This is a genomic window from Pseudomonas sp. P2S-1, assembly GCF_057197725.1.
In genome coordinates this window covers 4,492,037-4,516,983 of sequence record NZ_CM170068.1, presented here as the reverse complement: position 1 = coordinate 4,516,983, position 24,947 = coordinate 4,492,037, and the positions used below count along the sequence as shown (strand labels likewise).

Annotated in this window: 26 protein-coding genes; 15 read left to right on the top strand and 11 right to left on the bottom strand. The window is 64.6% G+C overall.

Going from position 1 to position 24,947, the window contains the following annotated elements:
- Positions 1-9 precede the first annotated feature (9 nt).
- Positions 10-894: a cytochrome c oxidase subunit 3 gene (locus AC2CQI_RS20130; protein WP_075802013.1), complete on the top strand. Its 885-nt coding sequence runs from the start codon at positions 10-12 to the stop codon at positions 892-894.
- A gap of 9 nt (positions 895-903) precedes the next feature.
- Here the strand turns inward: AC2CQI_RS20130 and AC2CQI_RS20125 are convergent, their stop codons facing one another.
- Positions 904-1,107, bottom strand: coding sequence for a twin transmembrane helix small protein (locus tag AC2CQI_RS20125; protein ID WP_484577678.1), 204 nt, complete (start codon positions 1,105-1,107; stop codon positions 904-906).
- 60 nt (positions 1,108-1,167) lie between these two features.
- On the opposite strand from AC2CQI_RS20125, the gene AC2CQI_RS20120 reads away from it, so the two are divergent.
- Genes AC2CQI_RS20120 through AC2CQI_RS20100 form a run of 5 tightly spaced genes read left to right on the top strand, consistent with a single transcriptional unit; the run spans position 1,168 to position 5,081 of the window.
- Positions 1,168-1,917: an SURF1 family protein gene (locus AC2CQI_RS20120; protein ID WP_484577677.1), complete on the top strand. Its 750-nt coding sequence runs from the start codon at positions 1,168-1,170 to the stop codon at positions 1,915-1,917.
- Positions 1,883-2,476 (top strand): hypothetical protein, encoded by a 594-nt coding sequence (locus tag AC2CQI_RS20115; RefSeq protein ID WP_484577676.1) that lies wholly within the window; start codon positions 1,883-1,885, stop codon positions 2,474-2,476. Before AC2CQI_RS20120 ends, AC2CQI_RS20115 begins: the two co-directional genes overlap by 35 nt.
- 9 nt (positions 2,477-2,485) lie before the next feature.
- A complete protein-coding gene (locus AC2CQI_RS20110) occupies positions 2,486-3,568 on the top strand; it encodes a COX15/CtaA family protein (RefSeq protein WP_484577675.1) in 1,083 nt (360 codons plus the stop codon).
- Positions 3,553-4,452 carry a heme o synthase gene (cyoE, locus tag AC2CQI_RS20105; RefSeq protein WP_484577674.1) on the top strand — a complete coding sequence of 300 codons (900 nt, stop codon included), beginning with the start codon at positions 3,553-3,555 and terminating at the stop codon, positions 4,450-4,452. The genes AC2CQI_RS20110 and cyoE overlap by 16 nt, the downstream gene beginning before the upstream one ends.
- Positions 4,449-5,081, top strand: a complete 633-nt coding sequence (locus AC2CQI_RS20100; protein ID WP_484577673.1) for an SCO family protein — start codon at positions 4,449-4,451, stop codon at positions 5,079-5,081. The genes cyoE and AC2CQI_RS20100 overlap by 4 nt, the downstream gene beginning before the upstream one ends.
- Before the next feature lie 119 nt (positions 5,082-5,200).
- On the opposite strand, the gene AC2CQI_RS20095 is transcribed toward AC2CQI_RS20100, so the two are convergent.
- From AC2CQI_RS20095 to AC2CQI_RS20085, 3 genes are read right to left on the bottom strand one after another with little or no spacing between them, the layout of a single operon-like run.
- Positions 5,201-5,980 (bottom strand): MetQ/NlpA family ABC transporter substrate-binding protein, encoded by a 780-nt coding sequence (locus tag AC2CQI_RS20095; protein WP_484577672.1) that lies wholly within the window; start codon positions 5,978-5,980, stop codon positions 5,201-5,203.
- Between the two features lie 57 nt (positions 5,981-6,037).
- A complete protein-coding gene (locus AC2CQI_RS20090) occupies positions 6,038-6,709 on the bottom strand; it encodes a methionine ABC transporter permease (protein WP_075802005.1) in 672 nt (223 codons plus the stop codon).
- Positions 6,709-7,716, bottom strand: coding sequence for a methionine ABC transporter ATP-binding protein (locus AC2CQI_RS20085; protein ID WP_075802004.1), 1,008 nt, complete (start codon positions 7,714-7,716; stop codon positions 6,709-6,711). Before AC2CQI_RS20085 ends, AC2CQI_RS20090 begins: the two co-directional genes overlap by 1 nt.
- A 227-nt stretch (positions 7,717-7,943) precedes the next feature.
- On the opposite strand from AC2CQI_RS20085, the gene katE reads away from it, so the two are divergent.
- Positions 7,944-10,079 carry a catalase HPII gene (gene katE / locus AC2CQI_RS20080; protein WP_484577671.1) on the top strand — a complete coding sequence of 712 codons (2,136 nt, stop codon included), beginning with the start codon at positions 7,944-7,946 and terminating at the stop codon, positions 10,077-10,079.
- 101 nt (positions 10,080-10,180) lie between these two features.
- Here katE and AC2CQI_RS20075 read toward each other — a convergent pair whose 3' ends face one another.
- From AC2CQI_RS20075 to zur, 4 genes are all read right to left on the bottom strand, one after another.
- Positions 10,181-10,900: a PA5502 family lipoprotein gene (locus AC2CQI_RS20075; protein ID WP_484577670.1), complete on the bottom strand. Its 720-nt coding sequence runs from the start codon at positions 10,898-10,900 to the stop codon at positions 10,181-10,183.
- A gap of 134 nt (positions 10,901-11,034) precedes the next feature.
- Positions 11,035-11,817 carry a zinc ABC transporter permease subunit ZnuB gene (gene znuB, locus AC2CQI_RS20070; protein ID WP_075802001.1) on the bottom strand — a complete coding sequence of 261 codons (783 nt, stop codon included), beginning with the start codon at positions 11,815-11,817 and terminating at the stop codon, positions 11,035-11,037.
- Complete coding sequence (gene znuC, locus AC2CQI_RS20065; protein ID WP_484577669.1) at positions 11,810-12,577, bottom strand: zinc ABC transporter ATP-binding protein ZnuC; 768 nt, start codon at positions 12,575-12,577, stop codon at positions 11,810-11,812. The genes znuB and znuC overlap by 8 nt, the downstream gene beginning before the upstream one ends.
- Entirely contained in the window at positions 12,577-13,059 is a 483-nt protein-coding gene (gene zur / locus AC2CQI_RS20060) for a zinc uptake transcriptional repressor Zur (protein WP_075801999.1), read from the bottom strand. The genes znuC and zur overlap by 1 nt, the downstream gene beginning before the upstream one ends.
- Before the next feature lie 66 nt (positions 13,060-13,125).
- Between zur and AC2CQI_RS20055 the strand changes: the two genes are divergently transcribed.
- Positions 13,126-14,055: a zinc ABC transporter substrate-binding protein gene (locus tag AC2CQI_RS20055; RefSeq protein WP_484577668.1), complete on the top strand. Its 930-nt coding sequence runs from the start codon at positions 13,126-13,128 to the stop codon at positions 14,053-14,055.
- Positions 14,056-14,137: 82 nt separating this feature from the next.
- On the opposite strand, the gene AC2CQI_RS20050 is transcribed toward AC2CQI_RS20055, so the two are convergent.
- Both AC2CQI_RS20050 and AC2CQI_RS20045 read right to left on the bottom strand, forming a co-directional pair.
- A complete protein-coding gene (locus AC2CQI_RS20050) occupies positions 14,138-15,088 on the bottom strand; it encodes a homoserine kinase (protein WP_484577667.1) in 951 nt (316 codons plus the stop codon).
- 63 nt (positions 15,089-15,151) lie between these two features.
- Positions 15,152-15,439, bottom strand: coding sequence for a DUF2782 domain-containing protein (locus AC2CQI_RS20045; protein WP_075801996.1), 288 nt, complete (start codon positions 15,437-15,439; stop codon positions 15,152-15,154).
- Positions 15,440-15,513: 74 nt separating this feature from the next.
- Between AC2CQI_RS20045 and polA the strand changes: the two genes are divergently transcribed.
- Positions 15,514-18,327 (top strand): DNA polymerase I, encoded by a 2,814-nt coding sequence (gene polA / locus AC2CQI_RS20040; protein WP_484577666.1) that lies wholly within the window; start codon positions 15,514-15,516, stop codon positions 18,325-18,327.
- Positions 18,328-18,630: 303 nt separating this feature from the next.
- Here polA and yihA read toward each other — a convergent pair whose 3' ends face one another.
- A complete protein-coding gene (yihA, locus tag AC2CQI_RS20035) occupies positions 18,631-19,263 on the bottom strand; it encodes a ribosome biogenesis GTP-binding protein YihA/YsxC (protein WP_075801994.1) in 633 nt (210 codons plus the stop codon).
- A 192-nt stretch (positions 19,264-19,455) separates the two neighbouring features.
- Here yihA and AC2CQI_RS20030 point away from each other — a divergent pair, with 192 nt between their 5' ends.
- The 6 genes from AC2CQI_RS20030 (at position 19,456) to AC2CQI_RS20005 (ending at position 24,903) form a co-directional block, all read left to right on the top strand.
- Complete coding sequence (locus AC2CQI_RS20030) at positions 19,456-19,746, top strand: c-type cytochrome (RefSeq protein WP_075801993.1); 291 nt, start codon at positions 19,456-19,458, stop codon at positions 19,744-19,746.
- Between the two features lie 46 nt (positions 19,747-19,792).
- On the top strand, positions 19,793-20,410 hold the full coding sequence (locus AC2CQI_RS20025) for a c-type cytochrome (RefSeq protein ID WP_075801992.1): 618 nt from the start codon (positions 19,793-19,795) through the stop codon (positions 20,408-20,410).
- Positions 20,411-20,585: 175 nt separating this feature from the next.
- Positions 20,586-21,215: a thiol:disulfide interchange protein DsbA gene (gene dsbA, locus AC2CQI_RS20020; protein ID WP_075801991.1), complete on the top strand. Its 630-nt coding sequence runs from the start codon at positions 20,586-20,588 to the stop codon at positions 21,213-21,215.
- A gap of 12 nt (positions 21,216-21,227) precedes the next feature.
- Positions 21,228-22,082: an endonuclease/exonuclease/phosphatase family protein gene (locus AC2CQI_RS20015; protein WP_075802060.1), complete on the top strand. Its 855-nt coding sequence runs from the start codon at positions 21,228-21,230 to the stop codon at positions 22,080-22,082.
- A gap of 24 nt (positions 22,083-22,106) precedes the next feature.
- A complete protein-coding gene (locus AC2CQI_RS20010; RefSeq protein ID WP_484577665.1) occupies positions 22,107-24,053 on the top strand; it encodes a GGDEF domain-containing protein in 1,947 nt (648 codons plus the stop codon).
- 64 nt (positions 24,054-24,117) lie between these two features.
- The gene (locus AC2CQI_RS20005) at positions 24,118-24,903 is read left to right on the top strand and encodes an N-acetylmuramoyl-L-alanine amidase (RefSeq protein ID WP_484577664.1); all 786 of its coding nucleotides are present in this window, start codon (positions 24,118-24,120) and stop codon (positions 24,901-24,903) included.
- The last annotated feature ends 44 nt before the right edge of the window (positions 24,904-24,947 follow it).

Below are 24,947 nucleotides of genomic sequence, written 5' to 3'. Positions count from 1 at the left end.
GAACAATTCATGGCCTCTCACGATCACTACTACGTCCCGGCGCAAAGCAAGTGGCCGATCATTGCCACCATCGGCATGTTCATCACGGTGTTCGGCCTCGCCACCTGGTTCAACGACATGAAAGCCGGGCGCGATACCCATGGGCCGCTGATCTTCTTCGTCGGCGCGCTGTTCCTCGCCTACATGCTGTTCGGCTGGTTCGGCGCGGTGATCAAGGAAAGCCATGCCGGCCTGTACAGCCCGCAGATGGACCGCTCGTTCCGCTGGGGCATGTCGTGGTTCATCTTCTCCGAGGTGATGTTCTTCATCGCCTTCTTCGGTGCGCTGTTCTATGTGCGCCACCTGGCCGGACCCTGGCTCGGTGGTGAAGGGGCGAAAGGCGTGGCCCACATGCTCTGGCCCAACTTCGAATTCACCTGGCCGCTGCTGCACACGCCGGATCCGAAGCTGTTCCCGCCGCCCAAGGAAGTGATCGATCCGTGGCACCTGCCGCTGATCAATACCATCCTCCTGGTCAGCTCCAGCGTGACCATCACCATCGCCCACCATGCGCTGCGCAAGGACCATCGTGGCCCGCTGAAATTCTGGCTGGCGCTGACCGTGGTCCTGGGCATCGCCTTCCTCATCCTGCAGGCCTACGAGTACCACGAGGCCTACACCCAGCTCGGCCTGACCCTCGGCTCGGGGATCTACGGCGCGACCTTCTTCATGCTCACGGGCTTCCACGGTGCCCACGTGACCATGGGCACCCTGATTCTCTTCGTGATGCTGATGCGGGTCCTGAAGGGCCACTTCAACTCGGAGAAACACTTCGGCTTCGAGGCGGCCAGCTGGTACTGGCACTTCGTCGATGTGGTCTGGGTGGGGCTGTTCATCTTCGTCTACGTGCTGTGACGGGAGGGCTTACCAGGGCGCGTGCGACACCAGCTGGCCGCTGACGAAACCCCAGGTGATCAGGCCCAGGGTCACGGCGGCCAGGCAGACACGAACGGTCAGGGCCTTGAGCAGGCGGGTGGAGTGCTCATCGTCCTTGACCAGGAACACCAGGCCGCTGAACAGACTGGCGACGGTAGCCAGCAACATCACAACGATCGCGGCTTTGAGCATGGCGACATCTCCGGGGGACGTGATGCATTCGAGTATAGCGACAGCCCTCGCGGGGGCCCGATGAGACCTTTCCGCCCCGGCCTGGTGCCGACCCTGGTGGTGCTGGCGCTGCTGCCGGTGCTGGTCGGCCTGGGCTTCTGGCAGCTCGGTCGCGCCGACCAGAAGCGCGCGCTGCTGAATGTGTATGCCGAGCGCGAGATCGAGGCGCCGCTGCCGGCCGGACAACTGCTGGATGACCCGGCTGATCCAGCCTACCGCCGCGTGCACCTGCACGGCCATTTCGACGACCAGCACAGCATCCTCCTCGACAGCCGCATGCGCGACGGCCAGGCCGGCGTCGAGCTGCTGCAACCCTTCCTCGACGAGGCCAGCGGGCACTGGTGGCTGGTCAATCGCGGCTGGCTGCCGTGGCCGGACCGGCGCGTGCCGGCGAGCTTCGACACCCCGGCCCAGCCCCTCGACCTGACGGCCTGGGTCTATATCGCCCCGGGGGCCAGCTTCCTGTTGCGCGCCGACGCGCCGTCCGGCGACTTCCCGCGCCTGCTCAACACCGCCGAGCCCGGGCACCTGTGGGAACAACTGGCCCGCGACGGCTACGCCCACGAACTGCGCCTGGAGCCGGGCCCGGCCAGCTACCGTGTGGACTGGCCGCTGGTGCCCCTGGGCCCGGAAAAACACCTGGGCTACGCCGTGCAGTGGTTTGCCCTGGCCACGGCCCTGATCGCGCTTTACCTCTACTTCGGTTGGCATCGACACAATAAAAAGGAGAAACCTCATGGGCGTCGCCACGGGTCCACTCGACATGTCTGAAGGCAAGCCACCCAGGAGTCGCGCCAAGGGCCGCCTGCAACTGATCCTGATCCTGCTGGTGGTGATCGGGCCGATGCTGCTGGCCACCGGCATGTACAAGTTGCAGTTCTGGGTGCCGGAGGGCCGCAGTTACCACGGCGAGATGCTCGGCAACGGCGTGGGCCTGGCCGACCTTGGCGTGCAGGCGCCGGCCGAGCGCTGGCAATTGCTGGTCAGTGCGCCGAAGGATTGCACTGTCGACTGCCAGCAACTGGTCTACCTGGCCCGGCAGATCAATATCGGCCTGGGTCGTGATGCCAGTCGCGCCAGTCACGCCCTGGCCAGTGTCGAGCCGGTGAGTGGTGACTACCTGGCGAAACTCGAAAGCGAATACCCGCAGCTCCAGCGCTACCCACTGGACGCCACCCGCTATGGCGCGGTGGCGCCGAACCGCAGCGAGGCGCAGCTGTGGATCGTCGACCCCCACGGCAATCTGGTGCTGCGCTATGACGCCAAGGTCAAGGGCAAGGATGTGCTCAACGACCTGCGCCATCTGCTCAAACTCTCCAATATCGGCTAGGAGCCCGCCATGACCCGTCCCGGATATCGCCTCGCCGTCTTCGCCACCGGCCTGGCGCTGCTGGTGGTGCTGCTCGGTGCCTATACCCGCCTGACCCACGCCGGCCTCGGCTGCCCCGACTGGCCCGGTTGCTACGGCTTTATCAGCGTGCCCAAGACGGAGGCGCAGCTGGCCCATGCCGAGCTGCATTTCCCCGATTCGCCGGTCGAAGCGCACAAGGGTCGCAACGAGATGGTCCACCGCTACTTCGCCGGGACCCTGGGCCTGGTGATCGCCATGCTCGCGGTGCAGGCGCTGCGTCGGCATGGACGGGAGGGCCAGCCGTATCGCTTGCCGTTGATCGTGCTCGGCGTGGTGTTCGTGCAGGCGGCCTTCGGCATGTGGACGGTGACCTTGCAGCTCTGGCCGCAGGTGGTCACGGCCCATCTGTTGGGCGGGTTCGCCACCTTGAGCCTGCTGTTCCTGCTCAGCCTGCGCTTATCCCGGGCCTATATGCCGCTGCCCGGCCTGCCGCGCAGGGTGCGTCGGCTGGCGGCGGTGGCGCTGATGCTGGTGATCGGGCAGATCGCCCTCGGCGGCTGGGTCAGCGCCAACTACGCGGCGGTGGCCTGCATCGACCTGCCCACCTGCCACGGTGAATGGTGGCCGCAGGCGGACTTCGCCAACGGCTTCCACCTGACCCAGCATATCGGCCCCAACTACCTCGGCGGCCAGCTCGACAGCGAGGCGCGCACCGCCATCCATATCACCCACCGCCTCGGCGCGCTGCTGGTGACCTGCGTGCTGCTGGCCCTGGCCTGGCAACTGCACCGGGTCGGGTTGCGGCGGCTGGCGAAACTGGTGGTTGCGGCGCTGCTGCTGCAAGTCGGGCTGGGCATCAGCAACGTGCTGTTCCATCTGCCGCTGGCCGTGGCCGTGGCACACAACGCCGGCGGTGCCGGGTTGCTGCTGACCATGGTCCTGGTCAACTACCGCACCCGCCTGGCCATGCAGCCGCGGGCGCGCCGGGTCAGCCCCGGCTGGCGCCTTACGCCGATGCGCCTGGCCGGTGACTTCCACTATCTCGGAGACAATCCATGGCAGCGCTTCTGAGCGAAAGCCAGGCCCGCGCCGGCTGGCGCGATTACCTGGAACTGACCAAGCCCAAGGTGGTGGTGCTGATGCTGATCACCTCGCTGGTCGGCATGTTCCTCGCTACCCGGGCGGGCGTGCCGTGGACGGTGCTGCTGTTCGGCAACCTCGGCATCGGCCTGTGTGCCGGGGCGGCGGCGGCGGTCAACCATGTGGTGGACCGGCGCATCGATGCATTGATGGCCCGCACCCACAAGCGGCCGCTGGCCGAGGGCCGGGTCGCACCGGTGCCGGCGCTGCTGTTCGCGCTGTTGCTGGCGGTGCTCGGCATGGTGCTGCTGCTGACCTTCACCAACCCCCTGACCGCCTGGCTGACCCTGGCCTCGCTGCTGGGCTATGCGGTGGTCTACACCGGTTTTCTCAAGCGGGCGACGCCGCAGAACATCGTGATCGGTGGTCTTGCCGGTGCAGCGCCGCCCCTGCTCGGCTGGGTGGCGGTCAGCGGGCACCTGAGCGCCGAACCACTGTTGCTGGTGCTGATCATCTTCGCCTGGACCCCGCCGCATTTCTGGGCCTTGGCCATCCACCGCAAGGCCGAGTACGCCAAGGCGGATATCCCCATGCTGCCGGTGACCCACGGCGAGCACTACACCAAGGTGCATATCCTGCTCTACACCTGCGTGCTGCTGGCGGTGAGCCTGCTGCCGTTCGCCATTCATATGAGTGGGCCGCTCTACCTCGCCTGTGCGCTGCTCCTGGGGCTGCGCTTCCTGCAGTGGGCCTGGGTGTTGTACCGTGGCGTTCGGCCGCACGCTGCGATCAAGACCTTCAAGTACTCTGTCTGGTACCTGTTCCTGCTCTTTATCGCGCTGCTTGTAGACCATTACCTGTTGTTGAATCTATGACTCGAACCCAGAAAACCGTCTTTATCCTCGTCGCCCTGGTCGCATTGATTCTCGGGCTTACCATCAACAAGGTGCTCCAGGGCCGCAGCCAGGGCAACCCGGCCGAGCTGATCGATGCCGGGATCATCCTCCTGCCGTCGAGCCGTACGGTGCCCGACCTGGAAATGAACGACGAGAACGGCCAGCCGGTGCGGGTCGATCAGTTGAAGGGCAAGTGGTCGCTGGTGTTCTTCGGCTACACCTTCTGCCCGGACATCTGCCCGACGACCCTGGCGCAGTTGCGCCAGGTGAAGAGCGAGCTGCCGAAAGAGGCGGTGGAGCGCCTGCAGGTGGTGCTGGTCAGCGTCGACCCGAACCGCGACACGCCGGCCCAGCTCAAGCAGTACCTGGGTTATTTCGACAAGGATTTCCGCGGCCTGACCGGCTCGCTGGAAGCGACGCAGAAGCTCGCCAATGCTTTGAGCATTCCGTTCATTCCGGCGGATACCAGCAAGCCGGGGTACACCGTGGATCACAGCGGCAACCTGGCCCTGATCGGACCGGACGGGGCTCAGCGGGGGTTCATTCGGGCGCCGTTCAACAACCAGAAGCTGGTGGCGCAATTGCCGGGGTTGGTGAAGCGGGATTGAGGCGGGGGATTTGAGGGCCCTATCGCTGGCAAGCCAGCTCCCACAGGTCCAGCGGTGCACGCGATACCTGTGGGAGCTGGCTTGCCAGCGATGAGGCCCTCAAGAGCGATAGAGAACTATCAGAACGCCGGAATCACCGCGCCCTTGTACTTCTCGAGGATGAACTGCTTTACCTCAGGCGAGTGCAGGGCACCGACCAGCTTCTTGATGGCCTCGGCGTCCTTGTTGTTCGGACGGGCCACCAGGATGTTCACGTAAGGCGAGTCGCTGCCTTCGATGACCAGGGCGTCTTTCTCCAGGTTCAGCTTGGCTTCCAGCGCGTAGTTGGTGTTGATCAGCGCCAGGTCGACCTGGGTCAGCACGCGCGGCAGGGTGGCGGCTTCCAGTTCGCGGATTTTCAGGTTTTTCGGGTTCTCGGCGATGTCCTTCGGCGTCGACAGGATGTTCGCGGCGTCCTTCAGCTTGATCAGGCCAGCCTTCTGCAGCAGCAGCAAGGCACGACCGCCGTTGGTGGCGTCGTTCGGGATCACCACGTTGGCGCCCGGCGGGATCTCGTCCAGCTTCTTGTACTTGCTGGAGTACGCACCCAGCGGCTCCAGGTGCACGCCGGCAACGCTGACCAGGTTGGTGCCCTTGCCCTTGTTGAACTCATCCAGGTACGGCTGGTGCTGGAAGAAGTTGGCGTCCAGGCGGCCTTCCGCGACCTGTACGTTCGGCTGGATGTAGTCGGTGAAGACCTTCACTTTCAGGTCCACGCCTTCCTTGGCCAGGGTCGGCTTGACGAATTCGAGGATCTCCGCGTGCGGCACCGCAGTGGCGGCGACGCTGAGGGTTTCCGACGCGTTGGCGGCGGTGGAGAGGGCCGCGAAGGCGGCGACGGCAGCGAACAGCTTTTTCATTGCATCACTCCTTGAGGGAGCCGGCTCGGCCCCCGGTGTGTCGGTCACGCCGACCCTTTATTTACGGGAAAAATGTACGACCAGTTTGTCGCCAACGCTCTGCAGAACTTGAACCAGGATCAGCAGCAGGACCACGGTGACGATCATCACGTCGGTCTGGAAACGCTGGTAGCCGAAGCGGATCGCCAGGTCGCCGAGCCCGCCCGCGCCGACCACGCCGGCCATGGCGGTGTAGGACACCAGGGTGATGGCGGTGACGGTGATGGCGGCGAAGATGCCCGGCCGCGCTTCCGGCAGCAGGGCGTTCATGATGATCTGGCGGGTGCTGGCGCCCATGGACTGGGTCGCTTCGATGATGCCGCGGTCCACTTCACGCAGGGCGGTTTCCACCAGGCGTGCGAAGAACGGCGTGGCCCCGACCACCAGCGGCGGGATGGCGCCTTCGACACCCAGCGAGGTGCCGGTGATCAGCACGGTGATCGGGATCATCACGATCAGCAGGATGATGAACGGCAGCGAGCGCAGGATGTTGACGATCAGCGACAGCAGGGCATAGACGCCCTTCTGCTCGAACATCTGCCGCGGGCCGAAGAGGAACAGGAACACACCCAGGGGCAGGCCCAGCAGCACGGTGAAGAACAGCGAGCCGAAGAGCATGATGAAGGTGTCGCCGGTGGCCAGCCAGATCTCGGACCAGTCCACGTTGGCGAAGAAATTCAGGGCGTCCATCAGCGCAATACCTCCATATGAACGTCAGCTGCGGTGAAGCGGGCGAAAGCCGCTTCCATGTCGCCGCCGGTGACGGCCAGGGTCAATTGCCCGTATGGGGTGTCCTTGATGCGGTCGATGCGGCCGGCCAGGATGCTGTAGTCCACGCCCGTCTCGCGGGCCACGGTGCCCAGCAGCGGTGCGTAGGTGGCGTCGCCCTGGAAGGTCAGGCGGATGATCCGGCCCGGCACATGGGCGAAGTCGTCGCGCTGTCCGGCTTCGTCGATCTGCTCGTCTTCCTGGACGAAGCGCTTGGTGGTCGGGTGCTGCGGGTGCAGGAACACCTCGGCCACCGGGCCCTGCTCGACGATCTGCCCGGCGTCCATCACCGCCACGCGGTCGCAGACCCGGCGGATCACGTCCATTTCATGGGTGATGAGCACGATGGTCAGCTTTAGCTCGCGGTTGATCTCCGCCAGCAGTTGCAGGACCGAGGCGGTGGTCTGCGGGTCGAGGGCGCTGGTGGCCTCGTCGCACAGCAGGATCTTCGGCCGGGTCGACAGGGCGCGGGCGATGCCGACGCGCTGCTTCTGGCCGCCGGAGAGCTGTGCCGGGTACTTCTTCGCATGCTCGGCCAGGCCGACGCGCTGCAGCAGCTCGGCGACGCGGGCGTCGATTTCCTTGCGCGACAACTGGCCGGCCAGGGTCAGCGGCAGGCCGACGTTGTCGGCGACGGTCTTGGAGGCGAGCAGGTTGAAGTGCTGGAAGATCATCCCGACCTGCTGGCGGAAGCCGCGCAGCTGGTTGGCATCGAAGGCGGTGACGTCTTCGCCGTCGACGATGATCTTGCCGCCGCTCGGGGCTTCCAGGCGGTTGATCAGGCGCAGCAGGGTGCTTTTGCCGGCACCGGAGTGGCCGATCAGGCCGAACACCTGGCCGTTTTCGATGCTCAGGCTCGTGGGGTGCAGCGCGGGAATGTCCCTACCGGCGACGCGGTAGGTCTTGTGGACTTGTTGGAACTCGATCACGTAGCGAACCTTGTGGGGCGCATGGGAAGGGGGTCAGCGGTTAGCCGGTCGCGCATTTTAGCCTGTTCGTTTAGAGGTTCTTAGCATTTATTTCGTAACCGTCCAGTCTTGCAGGCATAACGCGATCAGTGGTCAATCCGATGGAACGTCGGCCAAGCCCGTCCAGTCACTAGCAAAACAGCCCGCCAAGGGCGTCACTGCGATGCAACTGATGAGGACCGCCAGCCATGCCTAGCAAGAAAGAAGCGCCACGGGAAAGCCAGCTTGCCGGAACCGACACCCCGGATCGCGCCAACACCAATGCCAAGCTGCAAAGCCTGGAAACCGTGCGCAGCGACGCCACCGGGCAGGCGCTGCGAACCAATCAGGGCGTGAAGATCGCCGATAACCAGAACAGCCTGAAAGCCGGCCCGCGCGGCCCGTCGCTGCTGGAAGACTTCATCATGCGTGAGAAGATCACGCATTTTGACCATGAGCGGATCCCGGAGCGCATCGTGCATGCCCGGGGGACCGGGGCCCACGGCTACTTCCAGTCCTACGGCAAGCATGCCGAGCTGACCAAGGCCGGGTTCCTCCAGGACCCGGAGAAGATCACCCCGGTGTTCGTGCGTTTCTCCACCGTGCAGGGCCCCCGTGGTTCCGGCGATACGGTGCGCGACGTGCGCGGTTTTGCCGTGAAGTTCTTCACCGACGAGGGCAACTTCGACCTGGTCGGCAACAACATGCCGGTGTTCTTCATCCAGGATGCGATCAAGTTCCCCGACTTCGTGCATGCGGTGAAACCGGAGCCGCATAACGAAATACCCACCGGCGGCAGTGCCCACGATACCTTCTGGGACTTCGTCTCGCTGGTACCGGAGTCGGCGCACATGGTGATCTGGGCCATGTCGGACCGGGCCATCCCGAAAAGCCTGCGGACCATGGAAGGCTTCGGCGTGCACACCTTCCGCCTGATCAATGCCGAGGGCGTGGCCAGCTTCGTCAAGTTCCACTGGAAGCCGAAACAGGGCGTGCTTTCGCTGCTTTGGGACGAAGCGCAGAAGCTCGCCGGCAAGGACACCGACTATCACCGTCGTGATCTCTGGGAGGCCATCGAGACCGGCAACTACCCGGAATGGGAGCTGGGCGTGCAGATCGTCCCAGAGGCCGACGAGCACAAGTTCGACTTCGACCTGCTCGACCCGACCAAGATCATCCCCGAGGAACTGGTGCCGGTGACGCCGCTGGGCAAGATGGTGCTCAACCGCAACCCGGACAACTTCTTCGCCGAGACCGAGCAGGTGGCCTTCTGTCCGGGGCATATCGTGCCGGGTATCGACTTCACCAATGACCCGCTGTTGCAGGGGCGCTTGTTCTCGTACACCGATACGCAGATCAGCCGTCTTGGCGGGCCGAACTTCCACGAGATCCCGATCAACCGCCCGCTGGCGCCGAACCACAACGGTCAGCGTGACGCCATGCACCGGGTCACCATCGACAAGGGCCGCGCGGCCTATGAACCCAACTCCATCGATGGCGGCTGGCCGAAAGAGACGCCGCCGGCTGCGCAGGATGGCGGTTTCGAGTCGTACCAGGAGCGCATCGACGCGCACAAGATCCGCCAGCGCAGCGAGTCCTTCGGCGATCACTTCTCCCAGGCCCGGCTGTTCTTCCACAGCATGAGCCCGAGCGAGCAGGAGCATATCGTCAACGCCTACAGCTTCGAGCTGGGCAAGGTCGAGCGCGAGCACATCCGGGCGCGGCAGGTGAACGAGATCCTCGCCAATATCGACCTGGAACTGGCGGCGAAAGTGGCTGCGAAGCTGGGGCTGCCGGCGCCGAAGGCCGGGACGGTGGACGTGCCGAAGCTGTCGTTGAAGGCTTCGCCGGCGTTGAGCCAGATGAATCACCTCGGTGAGAGCATCAAGGGGCGCAAGGTGGCGCTGCTGGTGGCCGATGGTGTGGATGGGGCGCTGGCGGACAAGCTGGTCAAGGCGCTGGAAGCGGAGAGCGTGCAGATCAAGGTGCTGGGGCCGACGTCGGCGCCGGTGAAGACGGCGGATGGCAAGACCCTGGCGGTGGATGCGTCGATGGAGGGGCTGCCGTCGGTGGCGTTCGATGCGGTGTGGGTGGCGGGAGGCAAGGGTGTCGAGGCGCTGAAGGGCGATGGCGTAGCGGTGCACTTTATCCTGGAAGCCTACAAGCATCTCAAGCCGGTGGCCGGGCATGCCGAGGCGAAAGCCTGGTTCGACAGCCTGAACCTCAAGGCGGACAGCGGGTTGCTGGTGGGGAATGATGCCAAGGTGATCAAGGCGTTTACCCAGGCCATTGGCAAGCATCGGGTGTGGGAGCGGGAGGCTGCCGCTAAAGCTGTTCCAGCCTGATATGGCCTCATCGCTGGCAAGCCAGCTCCCACAGGGACCGCGTGCGCCGCGAAACCTGTGGGAGCTGGCTTGCGAGCGATAGGGCCATCAGCAACACCACATCAGCTATCAGTGCGCTTCGGTGTCAGTACCACCTGGGCCGGCTGGCTACGGTGAATCTCACTACGCTGCTGCAGGTCGAACGCCGGATCACGCTTGCCAACCCGCTTGCCCAGCAAGGTCGACAGCCACGGATAGTCGGCCTTGCGCGGCACCTGGAACACCACATCACACTGGTAATTGACGACATCGTCGGCGATATCGTCGAGCTGACGACGCAACTTGCCGATATCACCAATCTCCAGGGCAATCACCGTGCTCGGCGCCGTCGGGTCGATGACCTTGGCCTTCGGCTTGGCTTCTGCCGCTTTCAGCGCCGCTTCGGCACGGTCCAGCTCGGCCTTGCGGGCCTGGGCAATCGCACCATTCACACCGCCGGTCAACGCCGGTGCCTTGGGCATCAGCGCCCGGGCGCGGGCCAGGGCGGTGGCCGCAGCGTTCACATCACCCTTCTGCAGGACGATCTGGCTGCGTTGTAGATAGGCCTCGGCCAGTTGCCGCTGGTACTGCTCGAGGCGGCTGTCGTCCGGCGCTTGCGCCTGCAACGTGGCCAGCTGGTCCTCGGCGGTGGCCAGCTCATTGCTGGCGATGTTCTGCTGCAATTGCTGCCAGGCATCCGCTTCGGCGGGCACGGCAGTGCTCTCGACCGGCTTGCTGGCGCAGGCGGTCAGAATCAGGGAAAACGCGGCAAGGAGCAGATAACGGGAGGCGAACGGCTTCATTCCTACGACTCTCTATTTGCGCGAAAAACGAGCAAGTCTACACCCAGTCCGTGGGCGGGAACATCATTCCTTCGCTGGCGCTCGCGGGGTCTCGAGGGTGGACGCCGCCGCGCAGGCGGCGCCCGCTATGCCGGTCAGCGCCGGGGCAGGGCCAGACTCAACAAGAATAGCACCGCGGCACAGACCACGATCGAGGGGCCCGCAGGGGTGTCCTTGAACCAGGACATGGCCAGGCCGCCACAGACCGCGACGACCCCGATAAGACTGGCGCCGAGGGCCATTTGTTCCGGAGAGCGCGCATGTCTTTGCGCGGCCGCAGCGGGGATGATCAGCAGCGAGGTGATCAGCAGCACGCCGACGATCTTCATGGCCACGGCAATGACGATGGCGATCAGCAGCATCAGCGCCAGGCGCAGGCCAGCGACGGGCAGACCTTCGACCCGGGCCAGCTCCTCGTGCACGGTCACCGCCAGCAACGGCCGCCACAGCACGACCATCAGCACCAGCACCGCCGCGCTGCCGCCGAGGATCCAGGCCAGGTCGCCGGGGCTGATCGCCAGCAGGTCGCCGAACAGGTAGCTCATCAGGTCGATGCGCACGTCGTGCATGAAGCTCAGCGCCACCAGGCCGAGGGACAGGGTGCTGGGGGCGAGGATGCCGAGCAGGGTGTCCGAGGCCAGCGGCTGGCGCTGTTGCAGGGTGACCAGGAGCAGCGCCAGCAACAGGCAGCCGACGGTCACCGCCAGCGCCGGGCTGATATCGAGCATGAAGCCCATGGCCACGCCGAGCAGGGCGGCGTGGGACAGGGTGTCGCCGAAATAGGCCATGCGCCGCCAGACCACGAAGGAGCCGAGAGGGCCGGCGACCACGGCCAGGGCCAGGCCTGCGAGCAGGGCGTAAAGCAGGAAATCAGCCATGCTTGCAGTTTTCTCCGTGCACATGCGGGGCGACCACCGAGCCATGCAGGTCGTGGCTGTGGTCGTGATGGTGGTGGTAGATCGCCAGGCTCGGCGCGTTGTTGCCGAACAGCTCGACGAAGGCCGGGTCGCCGCTGACCTGCTCCGGGTGCCCGGAACAGCAGACGTGACGGTTGAGGCAGACCACCTGGTCGGTGGTGCTCATGACCAGGTGCAGGTCGTGGGAGACCATCAGCACGCCGCACTGGTGGCGGTCGCGCAGGCGGGTGATCAGGCTGTACAGCTCGGCCTGGCCGGCGACGTCGACGCCCTGCACCGGTTCATCCAGCACCAGCAGCTCGGGCTCGCGCAGCAGGGCGCGAGCCAGTAGCACGCGCTGCATTTCGCCGCCGGAGATGGTCTGGATCGGGCTGTCGATCACCTGTTCGGCGCCGACTTCTTCCAGGGCCGACAGGGCAGCGGCGCGGTCAACACCGGGGACCAGGCGCAGGAAGCGCAGCACCGACAGCGGCAGGGTCGCGTCCACCTGGAGCTTCTGCGGCATGTAGCCGATACGCAGCTTCGGCTTGCGCCAGACGCTGCCGCTGCCCGGCTTGAGCAGGCCGAGAACGGCGCGTACCAGGGTGGTCTTGCCGGCGCCGTTGGGGCCGATCAGGGTGACGATCTGGCCCGGTTCGACGGTCAGGTCGATGCTGTCGAGGATGCTCTGCCCGCCGATGGTCACTCCCACCTGTTGCAGGCGGATCAAGGCGTTGCTCATCAGGCGCTCCGGCAACTGGCGCAGATGCCGACCACTTCGACGGTCTGCGATTCGACGCTGAACCCGACATCCTTGGCGCTGGCGACGATGGCGTTGCTGATCGCCGGCTGTTCCAGCTCGATCGCCACATGACACTCGCGGCAGATCAGGAACTGGCCCTGGTGCGCGTGTTCCGGGTGGTTGCAGCCGATGAAGGCGTTGAGCGAGGCGATGCGGTGCACCAGGCTGTTTTCCAGGAGGAAATCCAGCGCCCGATAGACGGTTGGCGGCGCGGCACGACGGCCGTCCTGCTCGCTGAGCACGCCGAGGATGTCGTAGGCACCCAGCGGCTTGTGGCTCTGCCAGACCAGCTCCAGCACGCGTCGGCGCAGGGCGGTCAGACGCAGCCCCTGACGGGCACACAGGGCATCGGCCTCGGCCAGGGCGGTGTGGACGCAATGGGAGTGATCGTGTGGGCGGTTGGCCAGCGGAGTATTGGGCATGGGCGGCGACGGTTTTGGTGAGAGACGTTATTATGTTACCTGTCTTTGCATCAATGAGCGCTCATCGTGTCCCGATTATTTGCCCTTTTTGTCGCTTTTGCCTCAACGCTCGTCGTGCTGGCCCCAGCCCAGGCCGAGGTCCGCGTGCTGACCAGCATCCAGCCGCTGCAACTCATCGCCGCGGCCGTCCAGGACGGCGTCGGCAAGCCGGAAGTGCTGCTGCCGCCGGGCGCTTCGCCGCACCATTACGCGCTGCGTCCGTCGGATGTGCGGCGGGTGGCGGAGGTCGATCTGCTGTATTGGATCGGGCCGGACATGGAAGGCTTCCTGCCCCGCGTGCTGAATAGCCGCAGCAAACCGACCGTGGCGGTGCAAGGGCTGCCGGGCATGAGCCTGCGTCACTTCGGCGAGGACAGTCACTCCCACGAAGAACACGCGGATGACCCGGACGAGCACGATCATGATCACCGTCCCGGCACCCTCGATGCCCACCTGTGGCTGTCGACGGTCAATGCCCGGGTGATCGCCGCGCGCATGGCGGCGGACCTGAGTGCAGCGGACCCGGCCAATGCGGCGCGCTACCAGAGCAACCTGAAGGGCTTTGAGCAGCGCCTGGACGGGCTGGATCAACGCCTGAAGCAGCGCCTGGCGGGCGTGGGGGACAAGCCGTTCTTCGTGTTCCACGAGGCGTTCGACTACTTCGAGTCGGCTTATGGCGTGAAGCATACCGGCGTGTTCAGCGTCGCCCAGGAAGTGCAGCCGGGCGCGCAGCATGTGGCGGCGATGCGCAAGCGTCTGCAGGAAGTGGGCAAGACTTGTGTGTTCAGTGAGCCGCCGTTGCGGCCGCGTCTGGCGGAGACGTTGACGGCAGGGCTGCCGGTGAAGCTGGCGGAGCTGGATGCGCTCGGTGGGACGCTGGCGGTGGATGCCAAAGGGTATGAGACGTTGCTGACCAACCTGGGGAATGGGTTGGCGGGGTGTCTGGAAAGCCTGTAGCGCCTTCATCGCTGGCAAGCCAGCTCCCACAGGTTTCGCGGCGCACGCGGTCCCTGTGGGAGCTGGCTTGCCAGCGATGCTCTTAAAGGGCAAACGGCAATGCCAGGCTCACATCCTGCCGCGCCTTCAAGCGCACCTCGAACTCCGCCGGATCGTGAATCATCACATCCATCCCCGCGAACGACTCCGCCGCGATCAACCGCGACAGCCAGAACCGCACGCACGCCACCCGCAGCATCACCGGCCAGACCTCGGCCTCCGCCGCCGTGAACGGCCGCAGCGCCGCATAGGCGCCGAGGAATGCCCGCGCCCGCGGCAGGTCGATCGCCCCCGCCTCGTCACAGCACCAGTCGTTCAGGCTGATCGCCAGGTCATACAGCATCGGCCCCGAACAGGCGTTGTAGAAGTCGATCACGCCGGTCAGGTGCGTGCCTTCGAACATCGCGTTGTCGCGGAACAGGTCGGCATGCACGTTGGCCCGTGGCAGCGCCATGATCCGTGCATGATGGGCGCCGATCTCGTCCAGGCTGCCCTTGAGCAGTGCCTGCTGTCCGGCATTCAGGCGCGGCATCAGCTCGTTGCCCGCCTCCAGCATCCAGTCCAGGCCACGGTCGGTCTTGCGTTCCAGCGTGTGTTCGCGGGTCGCCAGGTGCAGGTGGGCCATGAACTCGGCGACCTGTACGCAATGCTGGGCATTCGGCGCCTTGATGTGCTTGCCGGCCAGGCGCGGCTGCAGCAGCGCCGGCTTGCCAGCCAGCTCGCGCAGGGCCACGCCGTCGGTGGCCGGCAGGGCGTAGGGCACCGGCAGGTCGGCCTGGTGCAGGACTTCGAGCAGTTCGACGAAGAACGGCAGGTCCTGGATCGGGCCGCGTTCCACCAGCGTCAGCACGAACTCCCCCTGTTCGAGGCTGATGAAGAAGTTGCTGTTCTCGGTACCGGCGGCGATGCCCTGGAAGTCCAGCAGGCGGCCCAGTCCATAGGGGGCCAGGAAGGTTTCCAGCTGCGGCCGGGTCAGGGGGGTGAAGACAGACATGGTCAAAAACTGCTCAGTCAGGCACGCCGTCGCGACGTGCCGGGTGGATGTTAAGGGTCCGCGTTACCACTCGAAGATTTTCCAGGAGGGAATCAGCATGTCGGGCTGGTCGGACCGGATGAAGTTGGCGTCGCTACCGTCGGCACGCACCAGGAAGTACGGCTTGCCGCCCTTCGGTGTGACCTTGATCGCGTACAGGAAGCCGTTCTGACGGTATTCCTGAATGGTTTTGTCACCTTCCGTGCGAATGGTTACTTCCGGCTCGGCCGAGGGCGCTTCGTCTGCGGCCAAGGCCGCGACCGGTGTGCCGACCAGAAGACCGAGCAACAACAGGCGATTGAATGTACCCATGATAACCTTGTCCCTTTGTCGTCAATGTTCCGGACATTCTAGCGCCGGGCCCGTCGAAAAGGTTGATTCCGCTCATGAGCCAAACCCCCCTCGTCCTGGTGGACGGTTCTTCGTACCTCTACCGTGCCTTCCACGCGCTGCCGCCGCTGACCACCTCCAAGGGCATGCCGTCCGGTGCGGTCAAGGGTGTGCTGAACATGCTCAGGAGCCTGCGCAAGCAGTACCCGGAAAGCCCCTTCGCGGTGGTCTTCGACGCCAAGGGCGGCACTTTCCGCGACGAAATGTTCGCCGACTACAAGGCCAACCGCCCGAGCATGCCCGACGACATGCGCGTGCAGATCGAGCCGCTGCACGCCGCCGTGCGCGCCCTGGGCTTCCCGCTGCTGTGCGTCGACGGGGTCGAGGCTGACGACGTGATCGGCACCCTGGCCCGCAGTAGCGCGGCAGCGGCCCGTCCCGTGGTGGTGTCCACCGGGGACAAGGACATGGCGCAACTGGTGGACGAGCACGTTACGCTGGTCAACACCATGACCGGAACCGTGCTGGATATCGAAGGCGTAAAAGGGAAATTCGGTGTCGCTCCGGAACAGATCATTGACCTGCTGGCGCTGATGGGCGATACCGCCGACAACATCCCCGGCGTCAAAGGCGTTGGTGAGAAAACCGCCGTCGGCCTGCTGATCGGCGTGAATGGCGGCCTCAAGGAGCTGTACGAGAACCTCGACCTGGTCCCGACCTTCCCCATCCGCGGCGCCAAGACCCTGCCGGCCAAGCTGCTGGAGAGCAAGGAAATGGCCTTCCTCTCCTACCAGTTGGCGACCATCAAGTGCGATGTCGAACTGGACGTGGGCCTGGACGACCTGCACCTGCGCGAGCCGGACCGCGACAAGCTGATGGAGATCTACACCCTGCTGGAGTTCAAGGGCTGGATCGACGAGCTGGAGCGCGAGGCCCGTCGTGCCACTCAGCCGGCCCCGGTCGCCAAGGTGGACGTGGCTGTAGCGGTGGTCAGCGAGGACGCCGTGGCGGTTGCCGAGGTGGAAGTAGAGGTCGAACCGCAGTACGAGACCATCCTCGAACAGGCCGACTTCGACCGCTGGCTGCAGAAGCTCAAGGATGCCCCGCTGTTCGCCTTCGATACCGAAACCACCGGCATCGACGCGCAGCAGGCGCAATTGGTGGGCGTGTCCTTCGCGGTGAAGGCCCATGAAGGCGCCTATGTCCCGCTGACCCACAGCTACCCGGACGCACCGGCTCAGCTCGACCGCAACGCGGTACTGCGGGCGCTCAAGCCGCTGCTGGAAGACCCGGCCAAGCTCAAGGTCGGCCAGCACGCCAAGTTCGACATGAACATCCTGGCCAACTGCGCCATCGACGGCGACCCGGCCAACGGCATCACCGTGCGCGGCATCGCCTTCGACACCATGCTCGAATCCTACGTGCTCAACTCCACGGCGACCCGCCACGACATGGACAGCCTGGCGAAGCTGTACCTGGACTACAGCACCGTGAAGTTCGAGGACATCGCCGGCAAGGGCGCCAAGCAGGTGACCTTCGACAAGATCCACCTGGACAAGGCCGGCCCCTATGCCGCCGAAGACGCCGACGTGACCCTGCGCCTGCACCAGGCGCTGTTCGCGCAACTCCAGGCGATCCCGACCCTGGCCAGCGTGCTGACCGATATCGAGATGCCGCTGGTCCCGGTGCTGGCGCGGATCGAGCGCCAGGGCGCGCTGGTCGACCCGGAGCTGCTCAAGCTGCAGAGCCAGGAACTGGGCGACAAGATGGCGAAGCTGGAGCAAGAGGCCATCGAGCTGGCGGGCGAGCCGTTCAACCTGGGTTCGCCGCGTCAGTTGGGCGCGATCCTCTACGACAAGTTCGGCCTGCCGGTCCTGAAAAAGACCGCCAAGGGCCAGCCGTCCACCGCCGAGGAAGTGCTGGATGAACTGGCCGAAGAAGGCTATCCGCTGCCGCGGGTATTGATGCAGTACCGCTCCCTGAGCAAGCTGAAGAGCACCTACACCGACCGTCTGCCGGAGCAGATCAATCCGCGCACCCAGCGTATCCATACCTCGTATGGCCAGGCGATCGCGGCCACCGGGCGCCTTTCCTCCAGTGACCCGAACCTGCAGAACATTCCGGCCCGTACCGCCGAAGGCCGGCGCATTCGCCAGGCGTTCATCGCACCGCCCGGCTACAAGCTGCTGGCGGCGGACTACTCGCAGATCGAACTGCGCATCATGGCCCACCTGTCCGGTGACGAAGGCCTGATGAATGCCTTCCGCAATGGCCTCGACGTGCACACCGCCACCGCCGCCGAAGTGTTCAACGTGGCCCTCGATCAGGTGACATCCGACCAGCGGCGCAGCGCCAAGGCGATCAACTTCGGTCTGATCTATGGCATGGGTGCGAAGAAACTCGGCAAGGATATCGGCGTCGAGACCAAGCAGGCCAAGGCCTATATCGATGCCTACTTCGCCCGCTACCCGGGTGTGCGCCAGTACATGGAAAGCACCCGCAAGCTGGCGGCCGAGCAAGGCTTCGTGGAAACCCTGTTCGGTCGCCGTCTGTACCTGCCGGCAATCAACTCCAGCCGCCCGATGGAACGTGCCGGTGCCGAGCGTACGGCGATCAACGCGCCGATGCAGGGCACTGCGGCCGACATCATCAAGCGCGCCATGGTGGCGGTGGACAACTGGCTGGAAAGCTCCGGGCTCGATGCCCGGGTGATTCTCCAGGTACACGACGAACTGGTGCTGGAGGTTCGCGAGGACCTGATCGACCAGGTCCGCGAAGAAATTCGCCCGCACATGAGCAACGCCGCGCAACTGGAGGTTCCCCTGGTGGTGGACGTGGGAGTTGGCGCGAACTGGGACGAAGCGCACTGAACATGAGGGGAACGTCCGCGACATAAGGTCGCGGACAATGCCCGACTGTTTAGGTCGGGTATTAAGACATTTCCTGTTTATCGCAAATAGTTTCTACACGCCCGGAACTAATCCGGTGAACCGACACTCAGAGTTACTGAATGGCTGGTGAAGCCCTTCAATGCTCCTATGTTGTGTTAAGTGTTGGCAGATATCCGGACCCCGCCCTAGCGGTTCGGAACTTGAACCCCGAACTTCCCCCTCCCCATACGAAGTCCGGGGTTTTTTTTGCCCGGAATTTGCCGGGCAGGCCCTCCCGGGGCCTTATTCCGCAGGCTTGTCAGCCAGTTCCAGCCAGCGCGCGAGCACCGCGTAGGCTTCTTCCAGGCCCTGGCGCTTGGGCGCCGAGAACAGCTGGATGGTGATGCTGTCGCCCCAACCCTTGCGGATCTCCGATTGCACCTTGAGCAGGGTGTTCTTCGCTGCGCCGAAGGTCAGCTTGTCGGCCTTGGTCAGCAAGATGTGCATCGGCATGCCGCTGGCCTTGGACCAGTCGAGCATCATCTTGTCGAAGTCGGTCATCGGATGGCGCACGTCCATCATCAGGATCAAACCCTTCAAGGCCTCGCGGCTGCCCAGGTAGGCCTCCAGGTGTCGCTGCCAGTGCTGCTTGAGCGGAATCGGCACCTTTGCATATCCGTAGCCCGGCAGGTCGACCAAACGCCGATCGTCATCCAGACTGAAGAAGTTCAACAACTGGGTGCGGCCCGGGGTTTTCGAGGTACGCGCCAGGCTGGCGTGGGTCAGGGTATTGAGGGCGCTGGACTTGCCGGCGTTGGAACGCCCGGCGAAGGCGACTTCGTAGCCCGCGTCAGGCGGACACTGTTCGACCTTGGCGGCGCTGATGGCGAATTTTGCCGTCTGGCAAAGTCCGAGGATGGGGTTTTTGACTTGCATGGGATGTCCGAAGTGAGCGTTGCCCGGGGTGGGTGCGGCAGGGTGTGTCGTTTCCGTTTCGGCAACGGGAGTATATAATGCCCTATATTTTGTGTGCGCATTATCCCAGCGTAGGAGGATGTGCACGGGGGCTCAGACTTTAAAGGTTGCGCACTAGAACGCAATGAGTCCCCAGCCCTGAAGGGTCGTTTAATGACGAAATGGCTGCTTGCAATCGGTGTATTGATACCGTTTACCAGCGCTCAGGCTACACAGGATCCCGAGGCGTTGTACAACCGCACGTGTGCGGCCTGTCACGCCGGGCAGCTGCCACAGGCCCCGAAAAAGGGTGACCGTGCAGCCTGGGAGCCAAGGCTGGCGCAGGGGATGGAGATATTGACCGGGCATGTAACCCAGGGTTTCAAGGCTATGCCACCGCGTGGATTGTGCATGGACTGCAGTGCCGAGGACTACCAGGCAATCATCGAGTGGATGAGCCAGTAGGCCCGATACATAACTCTTTCACCCTTAGCCGTAGTTGGATTAGCTGATGAACAAACTGATCGTGAGTCTGCTGTTGACCCTTGGCGTTACAGGCGGCGCCAATGCCGCTGGCCCTATCGTTGGCGATGCTGCTGCCGGTCAGGCAAAAGCCGCTGTTTGCGGGGCGTGTCACAGCCCGGATGGCAACAGCGTCGCACCGAACTTCCCGAAACTTGCCGGCCAGGGTGAGCGATACCTGACCAAGCAGCTCCACGACATCAAGGACGGCAAGCGCACGGTCCTGGAAATGACCGGCCTGCTGACCAATCTCGGCGACCAGGACCTGGCCGATATCGCCGCGTACTTCGCCAGCCAGAAAGGCAGCGTCGGCGCCGCCGATCCGAAACTGGTCGAACAGGGCCGCGCCCTGTTCAACGGCGGTAACCTGGAAAAAGGCCTGCCCGCCTGCACCGGTTGCCACTCGCCGAATGGCGCTGGCCTTGCCGCCGCCGGCTTCCCGCACCTGGGCGGCCAGCACGCCCAGTACATCACCAAGCAGCTGACCGACTTCCGCGAAGGCGACCGTACCAATGACGGCGACGCTACCACCATGCGTACCATCGCCTCCAAACTCAGCAACCACGAGATCCAGGCGCTGGCCAGCTACATCCAGGGCCTGCACTGATCCGCACGGCACAACGTTAACGCTGCGTTAATGGCGCGTGCCGAACATGAAAAGGGTGGCTTCGGCCACCCTTTTTTCATTCTTCTGCCGTTACACTTACGAACTCGGACCCGCCTTGGCCTGTCAGAAAGACACGTCGTTGCAAGGCGACTCAAAGACTGCACAGGAGCAAAGCATGCGTAATCTGATTCTCAGCGCCGCGCTGGTGGCTGCCAGCGTTTTCGGTATGACTGCCCAGGCCGCGGAGCCGGTCGCCGGCAAGGAATACATCGAGCTGAGCAACCCGGTACCGGTGTCCGTACCGGGCAAGGTCGAAGTCGTCGAGCTGTTCTGGTACGGCTGCCCGCACTGCTACCACTTCGAACCGACCATCAACCCGTGGATCGACAAGCTGCCGGCCGACGTCAACTTCAAGCGCGTCCCGGCCATGTTCGGCGGCCCATGGGATGCCCACGGCCAGATGTTCCTGACCCTCGAAGCCATGGGCGTCGAGCACAAGGTCCACGCCGCGGTCTTCGATGCCATCCAGAACCAGAAGAAGCGCCTGACCGACCCGCAGGACATGGCTGACTTCCTGGCCACCCAGGGCGTCGACAAGGACAAGTTCCTCGCCACCTTCAACTCCTTCGCGATCAAGGGCCAGGTCAACCAGGCCAAGGAACTGGCGAAGAAGTACGAGATCACCGGCGTACCGAGCATGGTGGTCAACGGCAAGTACCGCTTCGACCTGGGCAGCGCCGGTGGTCCGGAAGGCGTGCTGAACGTGGCCGACCAACTGATCGCCAAGGAGCGCGCCGCGAAGTAAGCGGCGATGATCATGGCGCGCTGGAGAAGCGAGCGGGTTGTCGGCCTCTGTGATCCTCGGGTCAACGAGGTGCATGTGGACGACAACAACCTCCCCCGGGACGGTCGTCTGCGCCTGCTCAGCTTCAACATCCAGGTCGGTATCAGCACCGAGCGCTACCGTCACTACGTGACCCGCAGCTGGCAGCACCTGCTGCCGCATGTGGGGCGTGCCGGCAACCTGCAGAAGATCGGCGCGCTGCTCAACGATTTCGACCTGGTCGCCCTGCAGGAGGCCGATGGCGGCAGCCTGCGCTCGGGCTACGTCAACCAGGTCGAGCATCTCGCCCACCTCGGTGCCTTTCCCTACTGGTACCAGCAGCTCAACCGCAACCTCGGGCGTTTCGCCCAGCACAGCAACGGTGTGCTCAGCCGGCTAAAGCCGCAACTGCTCGAAGATCATCCGCTGCCCGGTCCGGCCGGGCGCGGGGCGATCCTGGTGCGTTTCGGCGATGGCGAAGACGCCCTGGTGGTGGTGATGATGCACCTGGCCCTGGGTTCCAAGACCCGCGCCCGCCAGCTCGCCTATATCCGCGAGCTGATCGGCGGCTATCGCCATCAGGTGCTGATGGGTGACATGAACACCCATGCCACCGACCTCCTGCAACACTCCCCCCTGCGTGACCTCGGCCTGATCGCGCCGCAGGTCGAAGCCACCTTCCCCAGCTGGCGTCCGCAACGCTGCCTTGATCACATTCTGCTCAGCCCGAGCCTGACCCTGGAAAAGGTCGAAGTGCTTTCCCAGCCGATTTCCGATCATTTGCCCGTCGCGGTTGAGATTCGTTTGCCTGACGCCCTGACTGTGGATACGCTCCCCGCTTTGCGTTAGTCCCCCTGATCGTGGACCCCGGGCATGAGCGACGAAGCGGAACGCTGGAAAGAGAAGTACCTCAAGAGCATCGAGCAGCAGGAAAAGCTGGAGCGCCGCTGGGACGCCCGTCTCGACCTTCTGCGTCGCGGTCTCGTGCGCAGTACCCTGGCGGCCGAAGGCAGCGATCGGGTGGTGGACGAGTGCATGAAGGAAATGCGCGACGTCATCCGCAGCGACAACATGGACGCCGGGCTCGCCGGCCTGATCCCGCGCCTGGAAAAAGCCGTGCTCGACTCCGAGCAGCGCCGCGCCACGCGCGTGACCCAGGTGACCACGGCACTCACGTCGCTGGTCAACCAGTTGCAGGCGTTGTCCCTGCCGAGTGATGTCCGTCGCCCGCTGAAGAAGCTTGGCAAGCAGGTCGAGGCCCGCGCCGGGCAGTCGCGGGAAGTGCCATTGCTGCTGAGCGAGCTGAGCAAGCTGCAGGGCGAGGCGCTGGGCGCCTTGACCCATCCCGAGGAGCACAACAAGCCCGGCTTGCTGCAGCGCCTGTTCGGCGGTCGGGACGCGCCGGCCGAAACCAACGACGCCACGGTCCAGGCGGTCGAAGCGCCCACCGCAGCAAGGGTCGAAGTCGCGCCGATTGCCGATATCGACGAACTGCGGCCGTCTTCGCCCACGCCTGCAATCATCGCGGCCAAGTCAGAAGCGCCCGTGCAGGAGGTCGAAACTGCACCTGAGCCGCAAGTGTCGCTGCCGCCGGCAACCGAGTCGCAAGCCGTCGAGCCTGTGGAGACCGAAACTGCGGAGCCGGCCCTCGCGCCAGAGCCGGTCATGGTCGAACCCGAACCCGAACCCGAACCCGAACCTCAGGTAGAAGAGCCTGTGGTCGAACTGACCGCCGAACAGATGCTCTACGCCCTCCCCGACGGCACCGAGCCCACCTACAGTTCGGTGGCCACCCATATCGAGCACACCCTGCTTGGCCTGCTCAACGACCTGGCCCTGCCGGAGCGACACCGTCCCCAGGCCGAGTCGATGCGCGAACGCCTGGAACACGGGCTGAACTGGTACGAGCTGCTGCCCATACTCGATGATCTTGCCGTGCTGATGCTGGCGATCACCGACAGTGGGCAGCACGAGTTCGAAGCCTACCTGCAACAGCTCAACGAGCGCCTGGAATCGTTCCAGAGCCATCTGCATGAGGCCAGCGAAGGGCACGCCGACAATCAGTCTGCCGAGCGCGACCTGAACAGCCAGTTGCGCGAGCAGGTCGACGGCCTGCACAGCAGCGTGCAGGGCGCGGCCGACCTGGACAGCCTCAAGCATGTGCTGGAAGGCCGTCTCGAAGGCCTGCTCGGCACCATGGACGAGCACCAGCAGCAGCGCGACAAGCGTGAAGAGGAAATGGCCAGCCGCCTCAAGGGCCTGTCCGAGCGGGTCGCGCATATGGAGCAGGAAGCCCAGGGCTACCGCGAACACCTGGAGGTCCAGCGCCAGAAAGCCTTGGTCGATCCGCTCACCGGCCTGCCCAACCGTGCCGCCTGGTCCGAGCGTCTGGACCTGGAAGTCGCCGACTGGCAGGAAAAGGGCGGCCACCTGCTGATGGCGATTCTCGATCTCGATCACTTCAAGCGTATCAATGACAACTATGGCCACCTGGCCGGCGACAAGGTTCTGAAGATCGTCGCCAACGAACTGCGCAAGCGCCTGCGCGCCCGGGACTTCATCGCCCGCTTCGGTGGCGAGGAATTTGTGCTGCTGGTGCCGCAGACGCCGATGGCGGGTGGTCTACAGTTGGCGGAGAGCCTGCGCGCGGCGGTGGAAGCCTGTCCGTTCCACTTCAAGGGCGAGCGGGTCACCATCACCCTGTCGGTGGGCATCACCGCGTTTCGCGACGGCGAACGCAGCGATACCGTGCTCAAGCGCGCCGACGAAGCCCTGTACCGGGCCAAGCACCTCGGACGCAATTGCTTGCAAGTGGGGTGAGTGGCCCTTCCTGAGGTACGTTATGCTATTGCATTACAGACTTCCCAGGCGTCGCCCCTTTTTCATGAAAACGTTTTTCTCCGCCCTGCTGCTGGCTGTACTCGCCGGTTGTACCAGTGGTCCGCAACTGCGTATCGACCACAGTCATGTCTCGGCGAACCAGGACAGCCGCGTCCAGTTCGTCATCCTGCACTACACCAATGCTTCGCTGGAGCGCTCGCTGGCCTTGCTGACCCATGGCGAGGTCAGCAGCCATTACCTGATCGGCGATGACCGCGACGGCACCGTCTACCAATTGGTCGACGAGAGCCGCCGCGCCTGGCATGCCGGTGAAAGCCAGTGGGAAGGCCGGACCTGGCTCAACTCCACGTCGATCGGCATCGAAATCGTCAATCCGGGCTTCACCGATACCCCGACAGGACGAGTCTGGCACCCGTACAGCGAGGCGCAGGTGCAGTCGCTGATCCTGTTGCTCAAGGACATCGCCAAGCGCAACAACATCCAGCCGCGGCACATCATCGGGCACAGCGACATCGCGCCGCTGCGCAAGCTGGATCCGGGGCCGTTGTTCCCGTGGAAGCGCCTGGCCGACGAAGGCCTTGGAATCTGGCCGAATGCCCAGGCGGTGGCGCAGCAGCAGGCGCGCTTCGCGGTGAATCCGCCGAGCATCACCTGGTACCAGCAGCAGCTGGCGCGGTTTGGCTATGCGATCGAGCAGACGGGCGTGTATGACGTTGCCACCCGTCACGTCATCGCCGCCTTCCAGATGCGCTTCCGCCCGCAGCGCTTCGACGGCCAGCCGGATGCGCAGACGGCGGCGATGCTGCAGGTCCTCAATAACCAGCGCTAGCCCGATCACCACAACCCCCTGTGGGAGCTGGCTTGCCAGCGATG